This is a genomic window from Salinicola sp. V024, from assembly GCF_052645315.1.
Map to the genome: position 1 here is coordinate 679,549 of NZ_JBQXYB010000001.1, position 16,057 is coordinate 695,605.

The window sequence follows — 16,057 nt, forward strand, 5'->3', positions numbered from 1 at the left end:
CGCGTATGGGCTAGTCGGTGGTCACGCGATTGATCTCCTCGAGGCTGGTCAGGCCCTGGAGCACCTTGTCGATTCCGCTCTGGCGCAGCCCCGGAAAGCCGGCGGTGCGTGCTGCGCGGGCGAGTTCGAGAGCGTGGCTATCGGTCATGATCAACTGGCTCATGGCATCGTCCACCGGCACGACTTCATAGATCCCGATGCGGCCCTTGTAGCCCAGCGTGCAGTGGTCACAGCCCACGGCGCGGTAGAGCGTGGCGCCTGCCAGCTTCTCCGGTGAGACGCCTTCCCGACGCAGCACCTCGTGAGGAATTTCCGCCGGGGCCTTGCAGCGCGGACAGAGCAGGCGCGCCAGTCGCTGGGCGATGATCAGCGACACCGAGCTTGCGATATTGAAGCTCGCGACCCCCATGTTGCGCAGGCGCGTCAGCGTCTCGGCGGCGGAGTTGGTATGCAGCGTCGACAGCACCAGGTGGCCGGTCTGGGCTGCCTTGACCGCGATCTCGGCGGTCTCCAGATCGCGGATCTCGCCGACCATCACCACGTCCGGATCCTGGCGCAGGAAGGCGCGCAGGGCGCTGGCGAAGTCGAGGCCGATACGCGGCTGCACGTTGACCTGATTGACCCCGGGCACCTTGAGCTCCACCGGGTCCTCGGCCGTCGAAATATTGCGCTCCTCGGTATTGAGCTGGTTGATGCCGGTGTAGAGCGTCACTGTCTTGCCACTGCCCGTCGGCCCGGTGGCCAGAATCATGCCCTGGGGTTCGGCCAGCGCGGCTTCGAATAGCCGCCGTTGATCCGGCGCAAAGCCCAGCGCATCGATACCGAAGCTGGCGGTCCGGGCATCCAGCAGGCGCAGCACGATCTTCTCGCCGAACACGGTCGGCAGGGTGTTGACGCGGAAATCGATGGCCCGATTGGCATCCAGGCGAATCTTCATCGCGCCATCCTGCGGCAGGCGGCGCTCGGAGATGTCCAGCCGCGCCATGACCTTGAGTCGAGCCGCCAGGCGGGTGCGCAGGTTGAGCGGCGGCCGGGCGATCTCGATCAGCATCCCGTCGACGCGAAAGCGAATCCGGTAGCTGGATTCGTAGGGCTCGAAGTGGATGTCCGAGGCGCCGCGATGAATGGCGTCGCGCAGAATCTTGTTGACGAAGCGCACCACCGGTTCGTCGTCTTCGCCGCCCTTGTCGAACGCGGCGGCCTCGCTCGCCAGGTCAGCCTCGCTGGTATCCAGCGTCAACGACTCGCTGGCTTCCCCCAGCGCTTCCAGCATGCCGGAGGTCTCGTGGTGCTGGTAGCGCTTGGCCAGCGCCCGTTCCAGCTGATCGAACGGCACCAGTACGCCTTCGATCGCCAAGCCCGTGGTGAACTGCAGCTCGTCCAGGCTCGCCAGCGTGGCGGGGAAGGCGATCGCCACGGTCAGGCGGCGATCGTCGCGAGCCAGCGGCAGCACCTGAAAGCGTCGAATGACCTTGTCCGCCACCGGTTCGATGATCGGCAACTTGTCCCAGTCGACCTGCTTCAGGTCCATGAACGGCAGGCCGTACTCGCGAGCGGCCAGAATGCTGGCCTCACGGGCATCGATTCGACCTTCGCGCACCAGGAATTCCAGCAGCGTCAGCTGCTTGTCGGCCGCTTCGTGGAATGCCTTTTCGCACGCTTCCGCGCTGATCAACTGCTGCTCGATAAAGCGCTGGGCGAGACTGCTCTGCGCGCGCGATGCGATGGCGTCCGGCATGGAATGGGTGTCCCAGAGTGTTTGTGAAAGCGCGGGCGGCAGGTCTGGAAAGCCGGCCAACGACGACCCGTAGTTAGTCGAATGTTGCGTTCGGATAGCTTGGCTATCGGCGAGTGCCATTTTTTCTTTAAGTATCCTTCGCAATCGGCCGATAAGGCGACTGAAGTGTCATTAAAGGTAATCTTGTGTATCAGTGCGTGTGCGAGCTTCCAGTGGCTCGGGCGGGTTCGGGAGCTGGTGGGCTTAAGCGGGACAGACGAGCGGAACGCAAAATTCGGGGCGCGTGGCGGGCATGGAGAAGGGGGTCACGCCGAGTGGCTCGACAATTGACTCAACGATCGACTCAACAACAGCAAGGCAGGGAACCACGATGCAGCAAACACGAAAGCAGATATCTCACCGCCAGAGCGGTTTCACCCTGATCGAACTCATGATCGTCGTCGCGATCATCGGCATCCTCGCCGCCATCGCGATTCCGCAGTATCAGAACTATGTGGCGCGATCGCAGGCCGCTTCTGCGTTGGCAACGCTGAGAAGTGTGGTCACTCAAGCGGAGTTGTCCGTAATCTCAGGAAAAGAGATCACTGAGGGAGTTGATGCGACTGATGGCGGCACCGCCAAAGAGAACAACTTGGGTATTAAAAAGCAGCAAGCTTTCGGCCAGGTAACTGTAGAAGGTGGCACCGGCCCGACTCCGTCTTTGGTTTATACATTCGGAGCCGGCAATAAAGACTTCGCCGCCGCTTTGACTGTAGATGGCTCTGACAATGTTAATCTCACGCTAACTCGCAACGAGACAGAGGGGTGGGTTTGCACGGGAACGATTGATAGTGATTTTTTGCCGGACACGTGTACTGAAGCCTAATCTCTAATTGGCCGGCAATCGCCGGCCTTTCTTTTCCTTGCCGCTTATAGCTTCTCTCTTACCACTTCAGTATAACGCCTTCTCTTCCCCCACGACCTCCCGCAAGACCTCCAGAAACAGCCGGTCCGCTTCCGAATGCTCAGCCGGGTCTTCCGGAATATGCACGCTGGTGGTGTCCGAAATCTCGTTGGCGATGGTCGCCCAGGCCTTGGCGTCGTTGCTGCCGTCGGAGTGGCGCTTGGCGATGCTCAGCGAATTCTCGAGAATGCCGGGTTCCTGCAGCAGTTTCTTGATGAAGGCGCGAAGCTCCTGAATGACGCGGGTCTTCTGCATTTCCGAAGCGGAACTCATGGGGTTTTCCTCTCGTACTTGGCGGGTCATGTTCGGCGGTGATGATTGGCGCCACCATAGCATATCTCGCTGCGGGTCCAGAGCGGATCCGGTGCGCTGCTTTCGGCGGCTTTTTGCCGCCAGTCTCGGGCAAGGCGCATCGATAACAAATGGTGTCCGGGTCGTGTCTTGCGCGTCGGGATGGCCTATCATCGCTGCGGTTCATTCGGCTCGTCGCGGCGATAACAGCCGAACGGTAATGGGATCAGGAGGAAGTCTTGCAAGACGCCAAGCCGATTTTCAAGATTCTGGCGCTGCTGTTGATCGTATTGGCGCTGTTCATGGTGCCGCCGGTGATCATGCTGGGGTTGGAGAACGACCCCGATCTGTGGGCGTTTCTCAAGTCGATGGGGCTGGTAGCGATCATCTCGAGTTCGCTGCTGATCTGGACCTGGCGCACGTCGGTGGAGTTGAAGACGCGCCACATGTTCATCCTGACCACGTCGAGCTGGGCGGTGATCAGCGCCTTTGCCAGCCTGCCGCTGGTGCTGGGGGCGCCGCAGCTGTCGTTCACCGATGCGGTGTTCGAGTCGGTCTCGGCGATCACCACCACCGGCTCCACCGTGCTCTCCGGCATCGATAATCTGTCGGATGGGTTGAAACTCTGGCGCGGACTGATGCAGTGGCTGGGCGGCATCGGGATCATCGTGATGGCGATCGCGATCCTGCCGTTCCTCAAGGTCGGCGGCATGCGGCTGTTCCAGACCGAATCCTCCGACTGGTCGGACAAGGTGCTGCCGCGGGCCGGCGGTATTGCCAAGGCCTCAACCTTTATCTATCTCGGGCTGACCCTGGCCGCGATTCTGAGCTACCGGCTGGCGGGCATGGGCATGCTCGATGCCGTCGTGCACGCCATGAGTTCGGTTTCCACCGGCGGCTTCGCCAACTACGACGCGTCGTTCGGTATCTACCACGATCAGCCGCTGATCCTGTGGCTGGGCTGTCTGTTCATGCTCGGCGGCGCGCTGCCGTTCGTGCTCTACATTCGTCTGCTGCGCGATAGCCGGGGCGCGCTGTGGGAGGACCAGCAGGTGCGCGGCCTGGTCGGGCTGTTGATCATGGTGATCGCGGCGCTGACGCTCTACCGGGTGCTGGCGTTCTCGGATGCGCCTTTCGAGGCGTTGACGAATGTCGCCTTCAACGTGATTTCGGTGGTGACGACTACCGGCTACGCCAGCGCGGATTACACCCAGTGGGGGCCGCTTGCCGTGACCACGTTCTTCTTCATCACGTTCATCGGCGGCTGCAGCGGCTCGACCAGCGGCGGCATGAAGATTTTCCGCTTTCAGATCGGCGGTCTGCTGCTGGCCAACCAGCTGCGCTATCTGGTTCACCCCAGTGGCGTATTCGCCCAGCGCTACAACGGGCGTCCGCTCAACGATGAAGTCGTGCGCGCGGTCATCGCCTTCTCGTTCTTCTTCTTTCTGATCGTGGCGGTGCTATCGCTGGCGCTGGCGGCGCTGGGGCTCGATATGGTCACCGCGATTACCGGCGCGGCCACGGCACTGGCTAACGTTGGCCCGGGGCTGGGGAATACGATCGGCCCCGCGGGCAACTTTGCCTCGCTGCCGGATGCCGCCAAGTGGCTGCTCTCCGTGGGCATGTTGATGGGGCGTCTTGAGATCCTGACCGTGCTGGTGTTGATGACGCCGTTCTTCTGGCGCAAGTGACGTTCTCTCACCAAGGTTGATTGGGCGCCCATAAAAAACCGCCATCGCGAGGCGATGGCGGTGAGCGTGAGGCAAGCCGGCTTAGCGGTGGTCAGGCGTCCTGCGGGCGCGCCTTGCCGGCTCGATTCAGAATCGGGTTGGCGTATTGCAGTAGCCACCATGGGCGCAACGCCTCGGGAACCGTGGCCAACTGCGCCTGGAAGCGCTCGCGATCATCAGGCGTCACGCCGGAAAGATCGACCAGCTCCGGCGCCAGGCCGGTTTCCGCCAGCGCCAGTTGATGGCTGGGAAAGATGGGGTAGTTCTGCAGGATCTGACGGTCGATCTCTTCGGCGACCTGATCGGCGCTTTCGAAATCGCTGGAGATCGGCGTGCCGAAGACCAGCTTGACGCGCCCCTTGTCGCCAGTGATCCCGGCAACGATCGAAAAGATATCCTCGAATTCGACCTTCTGGTAGGCGCCGTCGGTCTCCTTGGCGTGCAGCTCGCGGGCCTTGTTGATCGCGCACGGGTCGTACTCGTAGCTGATCGAGACCGGCACGATCTTGAGCTCGCGCACGGCGCTGCCGATATCGCTGTCACCCTGTTCCAGCCGGCGCGCGATGCACAGCATCTTGACGATGGCGCTATCGGTACGATCGACACCATCCTTGGCCCGGCCCTCACGCTGAGCGAGCCACACCGAGTGGTTGTCATCGGTGATCGAATGGCGGATATAGCCCGAAAGCGACTGATACGCTGCCAGCATCGCGCGTTTGCCCTTGGCCGAGCGCGGCACGATGAAGCTCTTGTTGAGGCGCATCAGATCGGTGACGAAGGGCTTCTGCAGCAGGTTGTCACCGATGGCGATGCGAACGGTGTCGTGGCCTTCGCTATACAGCGCGTAGTTGACGAAGGCCGGGTCCATGGCGATATCGCGGTGATTGCCGATGAACAGGTAGGCCTGATTCGCATCCAGCCGATCCAGTCCCTCGACCGTGAAGCCGCGGGTGGAGTGGCTGATCATGTGGGCCATGTAGTCGGCAATACGCAGCTGAAGATCGCGCACGGTCTTGACGCCGCGCATCTCGCGCTGGAGCCGAAAGCTCGCCAATGCCCGCGCCAATGGCGGGGCGAAACGGGCCAGCCGCGGCAGACGAAAGCGGGTGATCGCATCCAGCAGCTCGCTGTCATGCGCCAGTCGGGCCAGTACGGCTTCGACCTCTTCGTCATGATAGGGGCGAATGTCGGCGAAGCGATCGAGGTCGATCGCCGCTTCGGCGCTATGCTGGTTAGCGGACGCTGAGGGCTTGGCGTCGGTCACGGGGCCGCTGCCGTTCACGGCGTCGTTACCGGGCACGGCATTGTTGTCGGTATTGGATCGTGGCGTCATGGCGTCGGGGCTGCCGGGTCGGCTTCACCGCCCAGCCATTCGATGAGTTGGTCGACGAAGGTGGAAAGCGTCTGCGACATCAGCGCGAAGTCCGTCTCCAGACTCACGATCGGATCCTCTCCGCTGTCGCTCTGGCTGGCTTCGTCCAGCAGCGCGTCGTCGAACTGCAGCGACTTGAGCGCCAGGTCGTCGTGCAGCATGACGCGAAGCTGGCCTTCGCTCCCCAGGCTCAGCTGGCTGGCCTGGCGCCCGTTCTCGAGCAGCGACTGGATCTCCTCGCTGTCGAGATCGACCTTGCGGGCGCGCAGCACGCCGTCGTCCTCGGCGGCGCGCAACTCGACCTGGTCGCCCAGCAACAGGCTGGCGGGGCGGCTGGCCGGATCGCTCAGCCACTGGGTCATCCCCCGTGCCGGCGGCGTTTTGGTCGCCAGGGGAGTGACCTTGAGCGAACCCAGCGACTGACGCAGCAGATCCAGCACTTCTTCGGCGCGCTTGCGGCTGGACGCGTTGATGCCGATCAGGCGCTTGCGAGTGTCCCACCACAGTTCGACCCGCTGGGTGCGGGTGAAGGCCTGCGGCAGCAGTTCCTCCATCACCTGCTCCTTGAGCAGTTGACGCTCGCGCCGCGACAGCGGCTGGCCCTCGGCCTGTTCGCGCTCCTCGCTGCGCTCGTTGACTTCGTCGTTGATCACCGCGGCCGGCAGCAGGCGTTCCTGGCGCAGCATCGACAGCAGCCGATGGCCCTGGATTTCATGCGCGCGCTGTTCGCTGCGACGGCCTGCCGGTGCGCTCCAGCCGACCCGCCGTGCCTCGCGCGGGGAGACGGGGCGAAATGCGAATTCTGCCAATGCGGTTTCCAGATCCTCTAGCGAGAGGACCTCGACGTCATGGCAGCGATACAGATGACAATGCTTGAACCACATGCGCCAGTTCCGTTTGAAAGGAGGCATATTATGGCGAAATGACCCAGCTGTTACTACCGAGGTGGACCTTTGATATTTGCGCGCCTGTTTCAAACGGGCGTATGTTTTTGGCTACGAGCTACGAGCTACGAGCTACAAGCTACGAGCTACAAGCTACGAGCTACGAGCTACGGCAAACCTTGCGCTCAACCAGGAGAGGCTTCCATGGATTCACGCACTACCGTGACCGCTGTCCGCGTTCGCGGCTTCCATCTCGATGGCTACGGCCACGTCAATCATGCCCGCTATCTGGAATTTCTCGAGGAGGGGCGCTGGGCCTACGTCGATGCCCATCCCGAATTCGCCGAGGGGCTGGCCCAGGGCGTGGCGCTGGTCGCGGTCAATCTCAACATCGATTACCGCCGGGCGGCGGTGATGAACGACGATCTCGAGGTCGAGACCTGCCTGACTAGAATCGGCGGCCGCAGCGGTGTCGTCGGGCATCGGATCACTCACGTCGGCAGCGGCGAGCTGGTGGTGGCGGCCTCGTTGACCTTCGTGCTGCTCGATCAGCAGAGCGGCCAGGTGATCCCGATGACGGGCGAATGGGCGGAGCGACTGGGGCCGCTGGTAGTGGCGATACCCGAAGCGACGTAGAAAACCCGCTCAAAGCGCGTCAACGCCTGCCTTTGAAGCCCCTGAAATGGTATTATCCCATGATTGTGCGGCTGAGCCTCTCAGTCGCCTTGCCGGGGCTTTATTAACGCTGTCACGGCCGGACTCCGGTCGTGGCAGCGGTGCAAAGGATTTGACGACCCATGGGTGATATCGCCAGAGAAATTCTGCCAGTCAACATCGAAGATGAGCTCAAGCAGTCCTATTTGGACTATGCGATGAGCGTCATCATCGGGCGGGCACTGCCTGACGTCCGCGATGGCTTGAAGCCGGTCCACCGGCGTGTGCTTTATGCCATGCACGAGCTCGGCAACGACTGGAACAAGGCCTACAAGAAATCGGCGCGCGTGGTTGGCGATGTGATCGGTAAGTATCATCCCCACGGCGACAGTGCGGTCTACGACACTATCGTGCGTATGGCCCAGCACTTCTCGATGCGTCACGTGCTGATCGACGGCCAGGGCAACTTCGGTTCCATCGATGGCGACAACGCCGCCGCGATGCGTTACACCGAGGTGCGCATGTCGCGGCTCTCTCATGAGTTGCTCGCCGATCTCGAGAAGGACACTGTCGACTGGGTCGACAACTACGACGGCACCGAGCGGATTCCCGAGGTGCTGCCGACCAAGGTGCCGAACCTGCTGATCAACGGTGCCTCCGGCATCGCCGTCGGCATGGCGACTAACATTCCCCCGCACAACATGGTCGAGGTGATCAACGGCTGTCTGGCGCTGATCGACGACTACACCCTGACGATCGACGATCTGATGGAGTATATCCCCGGCCCCGATTTCCCCACCGCCGGTATCATCAACGGCCGCGCCGGTATTCTCGAGGCGTATCGGACGGGTCGCGGACGCATCTATGTGCGTGCCAAGCACACCGTCGAGTTCGACAAGAAGAGCGGTCGTGACCATATCGTCATCACCGAGCTGCCTTATCAAGTCAACAAGGCGCGGCTGATCGAGAAGATCGCCGAGCTGGTGAAAGAGAAGCGGGTCGAGGGCATCGCCGAGCTGCGCGATGAGTCCGACAAGGACGGCCTGCGGGTGGTGATCGAGATCAAGCGCGGCGAGTCCGGCGACGTCGTCGTCAACAATCTGTTCGCGCATACCCAGCTCGAGAACGTGTTCGGGATCAACATCGTCGCGCTCGACAACGGCCAGCCCAAGACGCTCAACCTCAAGCAACTGCTCGAAGCCTTCGTGCGTCACCGGCGTGAAGTCGTCACCCGCCGCACGCTCTTCGAGCTGCGCAAGGCACGCGAGCGCGGTCATTTGCTCGAAGGTCTGACGGTGGCGATCTCCAACATCGATGAGGTGATCGAGCTGATCAAGGCTTCGCCCAATGCCGCCGAGGCCAAGGAGAAACTGCTGGGCCGCGACTGGCAGCCGGGTCAGGTGACCGGGATGCTCGAGCGCGCCGGCGCCACGTCGTGCAAGCCGGAAGATCTCGAAGAGGGCGCTGGTGAAAGACCCTACGGACTGTCCGAAGACAGCGCCATGTATCGGCTCTCCCCGGCGCAGGCCCAGGCGATTCTGGAACTGCGTCTGCACCGTCTGACCGGGTTGGAGACCGAGAAGCTGCTCGACGAGTACCTGAGCATTCTCGAGAAGATCGCCGAGCTCAACCATATTCTGGCCTCGCCGGATCGCCTGCTCGAGGTCATCCGCGAGGAGCTGGAGTCGATTCGCGATCAGTTCGGCAACGACCGCCGGACCGAGATCCACACCAGTCGTCTCGACCTCTCCATGGAAGATCTGATCGCCGAGGAAGACATGGTGGTCACGCTGTCGCGTGGCGGCTATGCCAAGACCCAGCCGATCACCGATTACCAGGCGCAGAAGCGCGGCGGCCGCGGCAAGTCGGCGACCAGCATGAAGGACGAGGACGTCATCGAACATCTGGTGGTCGCCTCGACCCACGACACCATGTTGCTGTTCTCCAGCCGCGGCAAGGTGTACTGGCTCAAGACCTACGAGATGCCCAACGCCAGCCGCGGCTCGCGCGGCAAGCCGCTGGTCAATCTGCTGCCGCTGGACGCCGACGAGTCGATTAGTGCCGTCCTGCCGGTGCGCGAGTATCGCGCCGACAGCTACATCTTCTTCGCCACCGCGAACGGGACGGTGAAGCGGACGTCGCTGGATCAGTTCTCCCGCCCGCGTAGCGTCGGTCTGATCGCCATCGACATCGACGAGGGTGACCGTTTGATCGGTGCCGCGATCACCTCCGGTTCGGATCACGTGATGATGCTCTCTTCCAACGGCAAGGCGATCCGCTTCGAGGAAGGCAACGTGCGCGCCATGGGCCGTACCGCACGCGGCGTGCGCGGGATGCGCCTGCTCGACGGCGCCCAGGTGATCAGCCTGATCATTCCCCAGAGCCAGACCATCGATGCCGAAGCCGACGCCGAGTCCGACAGCCCGACCGATGCTGGCGATAGTGATGGCAACGTCGCCGTCAATGACGAGCAGATCTACATTCTGACCGGCTCTGAGAATGGCTACGGCAAGCGTACCCGGCTCGAGGAGTTCCCGCTCCGTGGTCGAGGTGGTCAGGGCGTAATCGCGATGCAGACGACTGCACGTAACGGGTCGCTGGTGGCCGCGATGCAGGTACGCTCGAGCGACGAGATGATGCTGATCACCGACCGCGGTACGCTGGTCCGCACGCGTGTCGCCGAAGTCTCGATCAGCTCGCGTAACACTCAGGGTGTCACGCTGATTCGGACGGGCGACGACGAGCACCTGGTCAAGACCGTGCGTGTCGACGAGCCTCAGGACGACGAGCTGCTCGACGCCGAAGCGGTCGATGCCGAAACGGTTGATGCTGATGCCGATCAGCCTGGCTCCGAGACCGCTGACGACACCGCTGACGAGTCCGACACTGATCGGGACGCCGAGGCGGATGACGACGGGGTGGACGGCAATGGCTCGAACGACGACGAGCCGCGCGGCGAGTGAAGTGAGGCGCCCCGGCCAAGCCGGGGCGCTGGCAGTGGCACGTTTTTCAGCCGTTGACGAGTTTCGGACAACTTCTAGGAATTCTGGCAATGACACGTCTGCACAATTTCTGCGCGGGTCCGGCGGCGATGCCGACCGCGGTTCTGGAGCGCGCCCGCGAAGAGATGCTCGATTACCGCGGGCAGGGCGCGTCGGTGATGGAAATGAGTCACCGCAGCCCGACGTTCGAGGCGATCGCCGCTCAGGCAGAACAGGATTTTCGCGATCTGCTGGCGATTCCCGACAACTACCGGGTGCTGTTCATGCAGGGCGGGGCGACGATGCAGTTCGCCTGTGTGCCGCTCAATCTGCTGGGGCCGGGCGGGTCACCCAACTACCTGGATACCGGCATCTGGTCCGGCAAGGCGATCAAGGAAGCCGAGCATCTGGATCTCGCGAATAAGCATCTGGATCTCGCGAATGAGCATCTGGCAGGTCCTCACATTGCCGGCTCGACCCGCGGCAACGGTTACGTTCACGTACCGCGCCCGGACGAGATCGCGCTCTCCGCCGACGCTGCCTATCTGCATTACTGTCATAACGAGACCATCGGTGGCCTGGCCTACGACTACGTGCCTCAGGTCGACGGGGCGAATGGCGAGGTGCCGCTGGTCTGCGACATGTCGTCGTCGATTCTATCGACGCCGCTGGATGTCAGTCGCTATGGGGTGATCTACGCTGGCGCGCAAAAGAATATCGGCCCCGCCGGTATCACGGTGGTCATCGTGCGCGACGACCTGCTCGAGCGGGCGCTGCCGCAAACGCCGTCGCTACTGGGTTGGAAGGTCTACGCCGACAACGATTCGATGATCAACACGCCGCCGACCTACGCCTGGTATCTGGCCGGTCTGGTGTTTCAGTGGCTCAAGCACGACATCGGCGGGCTGGACGAGATGGAGACGATCAACCGACGCAAGTGCGAGGCACTCTACGCCGCGATCGACACCAGCGACTTCTATGCCAACCCGATCGATCCGGTCAACCGCTCGATTATGAACGTGCCGTTCACGCTGGCGGACGAGTCGTTGAATTCCGTCTTTCTGAGCGAAGCCGAGTCGGCGGGGCTTCTCAACCTCAAGGGGCATCGCAGCGTCGGCGGGATGCGCGCGAGCCTTTACAATGCGGTCAGTGAAGCCGATGTCCAGGCGCTGATCACCTTTATGCAGGATTTCGAGCGCCGCCGCGGGTGAGCGCAGCGTCATCCAACGCCTTGGCAATATGGGCATCAGGATACAGTCAATCAGGAAACGGTCATGAGTGACTCCCCGAACTCGCCGCTGGATCTCGCGGCCTTGCGGCAACGCATCGATACCATCGACGGCGAGCTGCTGCGCCTGATCAGCGAGCGGGCTGAATGCGCCGCCCAGGTGGCCCACGTCAAGACGGCGGATGACCCCGATGCGGTGTTCTATCGCCCCGAACGCGAGGCCCAGGTGCTGCGCCGGGTGATGGAGAACAACCCCGGGCCGCTCCACAGCGAGGAGATGGCGCGGCTGTTTCGCGAGATCATGTCGGCCTGTCTGGCGCTGGAAAAGCCGATCAAGGTGGCGTATCTCGGTCCGGAAGGGACGTTTACCCAGCAGGCGGCGCTGAAGCACTTCGGTCACAGCGCGATCAGCCTGCCGATGGCGGCGATCGACGAGGTCTTCCGCGAAGTCGAGGCGGGCGCGGTCAATTATGGCGTAGTGCCAGTCGAGAACTCTACCGAGGGCGTGGTCAACAACACGCTGGATTCCTTCATGGATTCCGGGCTGCATATCAGTGGCGAGGTGGTGCTGCGCATTCACCATCATCTGCTGATGTCGAGCGTGACCCGTCGCGACAAGATCTCCCGGATCTACTCGCATCCGCAATCCTTCGCCCAGTGCCGCAAGTGGCTGGACGCGCACTATCCGCACGCCGAGCGCGTCGCGGTATCGTCCAACGCCGAAGCCGCGCGGCTGGTCAAGACCGAGTGGCACAGCGCGGCGATCGCCGGCGACATGGCCGCCCAGCTCTACGGGCTCGACCACGTCGCCGAGAAGATCGAGGATCGTCCGGACAACTCCACGCGCTTTCTGATCATCGGCAACGAGCTGGTGCCGCCCTCGGGTACCGACAAGACCACGGTGGTGGTCGCCATGCGCAACGAGCCCGGTGTGCTTCACGGTCTGCTCGAGCCGTTCCATCGCCACGGAGTCGACATGACACGGCTGGAGACGCGACCGTCTCGAACCGGCGCCTGGAACTACGTGTTCTTCATCGACTTCAAAGGCCATCTCGATCAGCCCGAGATCGCCAGCGTGCTGGATGAAGTCCGCCGTCGCGCTCAGGACATGAAAGTGCTCGGCTCCTATCCGGTGGGTGTGCTTTAGGATGGGGGGAGGCGATACAACGGTTGTCGAGCCGACGCTGCTGATCGTGGGGCTCGGCATGATCGGCGGCTCGCTGGCCGCCGCGCTCAAGGCCAATGGCTATCGCGGCCGGATCCTGGCGTGCGACCCGAATCCCGACGAGATCGCCACCGGGCTCGAGATGGGATTGATCGACGAGGGCGGTGGCGAATTGGCGCCATTGGTGGCCAAGAGCGATGTCGTCGTGCTGGCGGTGCCGGTGTTGGCCATGAGCCAGGTTTTCGCGCAGCTGGTGGCGCTGATCGGCGAACGCATCCTGACCGACGTCGGCAGCACTAAGCGCCGGGTCTGCGATGCGGCGCGAGAAGCCTTCGGCCATATGCCGCCGCATTTCGTGCCCGGTCACCCGATTGCCGGCTCCGAGAAGAGCGGCGTGGCCGCGGCCAATCCCGAGCTCTATCGTCATCACAAGGTCATTCTGACCCCGGAAGCTGTCACGGCGCCTCGCGCCGTCGCCACCGTGCGCGCACTTTGGCAACGCTGTGGCGCCGAAGTGCTGGAGATGCCGGTCGACCGGCATGACCAGGTGCTGGCGAGAACCAGCCATCTGCCGCACCTGCTGGCATTTTCGCTGGTCGATACCCTGGCGCGGCAGGACGAGCGCCTGGATATCTTTCGCTATGCGGCCGGCGGGTTTCGCGACTTCACCCGGATCGCCGGCAGCGATCCGGTCATGTGGCGCGACATCTTCACCGCCAATCGCGGCGCGCTACTGGCGGCGCTGGACGATTTCGAGGCCGGGCTCGCCCGGCTGCGGACGGCCGTGGAGCAGGGCGATAGCGACGCCATGCTGGGCACGTTCGACCGGGCCAGCCACGCCAGACATTATTTCGAAACGCTGTTGAATCAGACGAGTTATCAGACCATGGAAGCACGACAGGTTCAGTACCGGGTGTCGCCCGGCGGTTCGGTCAGCGGCCGAATTCGCGTTCCCGGCGACAAGTCCATTTCTCATCGCTCGATCATGCTCGGGGCGCTGGCCAACGGTATTACCGAGGTCAAGGGCTTCCTCGAGGGCGAGGATAGTCTGGCGACGCTGCAGGCGTTCCGTGACATGGGCGTGGCGATCGAAGGCCCGCACCAGGGGCGCGTGACCATCCACGGCGTGGGCCTGAATGGACTGAAAAAGCCGGCGGGGCCAATCTACGTCGGCAATTCCGGCACCGCCATGCGTCTGTTCACCGGCCTTCTCGCCGGGCAGGCATTCGATACCGAGCTGACCGGCGATGCCTCGCTGACCAAGCGGCCGATGGCACGAGTCGCCGATCCGCTGCGGCTGATGGGGGCGAAGATCGATACCGCCGAAGGCGGACGCCCGCCGCTGAAGATTCACGGCGGTCAGCCGCTGAAAGGCATCGACTACGACATGCCGATGGCCAGCGCCCAGGTCAAATCCTGCCTGCTGCTGGCCGGTCTCTATGCCGAGGGCGAGACCCGCGTGCGGGAGCCGGCACCGACCCGCGACCACACCGAGCGCATGCTCAACGGCTTCGGCTACCAGGTCGACCGCGATGGCGACTTGGCGATGCTGCAGGGCGGCGGCGAGCTCACCAGCGCGCCGATCGACGTGCCCTCCGACATCTCGTCGGCGACTTTCTTTCTGATCGCCGCGGCCATCACGCCGGGTTCCGATCTCGTCCTCGAGCATGTCGGCGTCAACCCGACCCGTATCGGCGTGATCAATATTCTCAAGGCGATGGGCGCCGATCTGCGGCTGGAAAATCCGCGGGAAGTCGGCGGCGAACCGGTCGCGGATCTGCACATCCGCTACGCGCCGTTGAAGGGGATCGACATTCCCGTCGACCAGGTGCCGCTGGCGATCGACGAGTTCCCGGCGCTGTTCATCGCCGCGGCCAACGCCGAGGGCACGACCCGGCTACGGGGCGCCGAGGAACTTCGCGTCAAGGAGTCCGATCGGATCCAGGCGATGGCCGACGGTCTCACCATCCTGGGCGTCGACACCACCGTCTACGATGACGGTATCGATGTCGTCGGCAAGGGTGGCGACGCCGCCAACTATCGAGGTGGTCAGGTCGATAGCCTGGGCGATCATCGTATCGCCATGGCCTTTACCATTGCCGCGCTACGCGCCGACGGCCCGATCACTATCGACGACTGTGCCAACGTGGCGACGTCTTTCCCGGGATTCGTTTCACTGGCGAACAGGGTCGGGCTCGAACTGACGGAGGCCCCGACATGAGCGAGGCCGCACCAATCGTCACCATCGATGGCCCGGGTGGCGCCGGCAAGGGCACCATCAGTCGGATGATCGCCGAACACATGGGATGGCATCTGCTGGACAGCGGCGCGCTCTATCGACTGATCGCGCTGTCCGCGCTGCGCAAGGGCGTTGCCGTCGATGACGCCCGGGCGCTCTCCGAACAGGCCCAGAATCTCGACGTGGTGTTCGCGGTCGAGAATGGCGCGATGCAGATTCTGCTGGAAGGCGACGACGTGACCCAGGCGATTCGCAGCGAGGGAGTCGGTAGTGCCGCTTCCCAGGTCGCGGCGCTGCCCCCGGTACGCGAGGCACTGCTCCAGCGTCAGCGGGATTTTCGTCAGGCGCCCGGGCTGGTCGCCGACGGCCGCGACATGGGAACGGTAGTCTTTCCCGACGCCTCGCTCAAGATCTACCTGACCGCCTCCGCCAAGGAGCGGGCGCGGCGACGCTTGCTCCAATTGCAGCAGGCAGGGGAAGATGCTAGACTCTCGACCCTTTTGAAAGAAATCCAAGCGCGCGATGCGCGTGATATGCAGCGTGCCGTGGCTCCGCTCAAACCCGCTGAAGATGCGGTGGAGCTGGACACGACGCAGTTGGATATACCGGAAGTCGTGGAGCGTATCGAGACGCTGCTCGCCGAACGGAACCTGGTCTGAAGCCTGCAGGATTGGCGACGATCGGTTTTGGACGGCACCGGCGGACGACGCACTTCCGTTCCGGGGCCCCTGGCAAGATGTCATGACGTGCGACGATCCGACTGGCAAGTCGTTGCAGGTCGAACCAGCGCTAACATCCCCAGGGATATGTCGATAAGGCCCGTGCTCGCTGG

The 16,057-nt window shown here is 63.1% G+C and carries 12 protein-coding genes; 8 read left to right on the forward strand and 4 right to left on the reverse strand.

Features of this window, described 5'->3' with window-relative positions; translation table 11 throughout:
• Window positions 1-10: 10 nt before the first annotated feature.
• Window positions 11-1,738 carry a type IV-A pilus assembly ATPase PilB gene (pilB, locus tag ACUN9V_RS03115; protein ID WP_445510284.1) on the reverse strand — a complete coding sequence of 576 codons (1,728 nt, stop codon included), beginning with the start codon at window positions 1,736-1,738 and terminating at the stop codon, window positions 11-13.
• A gap of 370 nt (window positions 1,739-2,108) precedes the next feature.
• On the opposite strand from pilB, the gene ACUN9V_RS03120 reads away from it, so the two are divergent.
• Window positions 2,109-2,603, forward strand: coding sequence for a pilin (locus ACUN9V_RS03120; RefSeq protein WP_445510285.1), 495 nt, complete (start codon window positions 2,109-2,111; stop codon window positions 2,601-2,603).
• A 66-nt stretch (window positions 2,604-2,669) separates the two neighbouring features.
• On the opposite strand, the gene ACUN9V_RS03125 is transcribed toward ACUN9V_RS03120, so the two are convergent.
• Window positions 2,670-2,954: a hypothetical protein gene (locus tag ACUN9V_RS03125; RefSeq protein WP_445510286.1), complete on the reverse strand. Its 285-nt coding sequence runs from the start codon at window positions 2,952-2,954 to the stop codon at window positions 2,670-2,672.
• A gap of 257 nt (window positions 2,955-3,211) precedes the next feature.
• On the opposite strand from ACUN9V_RS03125, the gene ACUN9V_RS03130 reads away from it, so the two are divergent.
• Window positions 3,212-4,663, forward strand: a complete 1,452-nt coding sequence (locus ACUN9V_RS03130; protein WP_445510287.1) for a TrkH family potassium uptake protein — start codon at window positions 3,212-3,214, stop codon at window positions 4,661-4,663.
• A 91-nt stretch (window positions 4,664-4,754) separates the two neighbouring features.
• On the opposite strand, the gene ACUN9V_RS03135 is transcribed toward ACUN9V_RS03130, so the two are convergent.
• Together ACUN9V_RS03135 and ACUN9V_RS03140 are read right to left on the reverse strand one after the other, a co-directional pair.
• Window positions 4,755-6,035: a 1-acyl-sn-glycerol-3-phosphate acyltransferase gene (locus tag ACUN9V_RS03135; protein ID WP_445510288.1), complete on the reverse strand. Its 1,281-nt coding sequence runs from the start codon at window positions 6,033-6,035 to the stop codon at window positions 4,755-4,757.
• Complete coding sequence (locus tag ACUN9V_RS03140) at window positions 6,032-6,958, reverse strand: recombination-associated protein RdgC (protein WP_445510289.1); 927 nt, start codon at window positions 6,956-6,958, stop codon at window positions 6,032-6,034. Before ACUN9V_RS03140 ends, ACUN9V_RS03135 begins: the two co-directional genes overlap by 4 nt.
• Before the next feature lie 204 nt (window positions 6,959-7,162).
• Here ACUN9V_RS03140 and ACUN9V_RS03145 point away from each other — a divergent pair, with 204 nt between their 5' ends.
• The 6 genes from ACUN9V_RS03145 to cmk all read left to right on the forward strand — a co-directional run bounded on the left by ACUN9V_RS03145 (window position 7,163) and on the right by cmk (window position 15,884).
• Window positions 7,163-7,594, forward strand: a complete 432-nt coding sequence (locus ACUN9V_RS03145; protein WP_439303748.1) for an acyl-CoA thioesterase — start codon at window positions 7,163-7,165, stop codon at window positions 7,592-7,594.
• A 161-nt stretch (window positions 7,595-7,755) separates the two neighbouring features.
• Window positions 7,756-10,575, forward strand: coding sequence for a DNA gyrase subunit A (gyrA, locus tag ACUN9V_RS03150; RefSeq protein ID WP_445510290.1), 2,820 nt, complete (start codon window positions 7,756-7,758; stop codon window positions 10,573-10,575).
• Between the two features lie 89 nt (window positions 10,576-10,664).
• A complete protein-coding gene (serC, locus tag ACUN9V_RS03155) occupies window positions 10,665-11,804 on the forward strand; it encodes a 3-phosphoserine/phosphohydroxythreonine transaminase (RefSeq protein WP_445510291.1) in 1,140 nt (379 codons plus the stop codon).
• A 63-nt stretch (window positions 11,805-11,867) separates the two neighbouring features.
• Window positions 11,868-12,968, forward strand: a complete 1,101-nt coding sequence (gene pheA / locus ACUN9V_RS03160; RefSeq protein WP_075563156.1) for a prephenate dehydratase — start codon at window positions 11,868-11,870, stop codon at window positions 12,966-12,968.
• Window position 12,969: 1 nt separating this feature from the next.
• Entirely contained in the window at window positions 12,970-15,207 is a 2,238-nt protein-coding gene (locus tag ACUN9V_RS03165; protein WP_445510292.1) for a bifunctional prephenate dehydrogenase/3-phosphoshikimate 1-carboxyvinyltransferase, read from the forward strand.
• Entirely contained in the window at window positions 15,204-15,884 is a 681-nt protein-coding gene (cmk, locus tag ACUN9V_RS03170) for a (d)CMP kinase (RefSeq protein WP_445510293.1), read from the forward strand. Before ACUN9V_RS03165 ends, cmk begins: the two co-directional genes overlap by 4 nt.
• The last annotated feature ends 173 nt before the right edge of the window (window positions 15,885-16,057 follow it).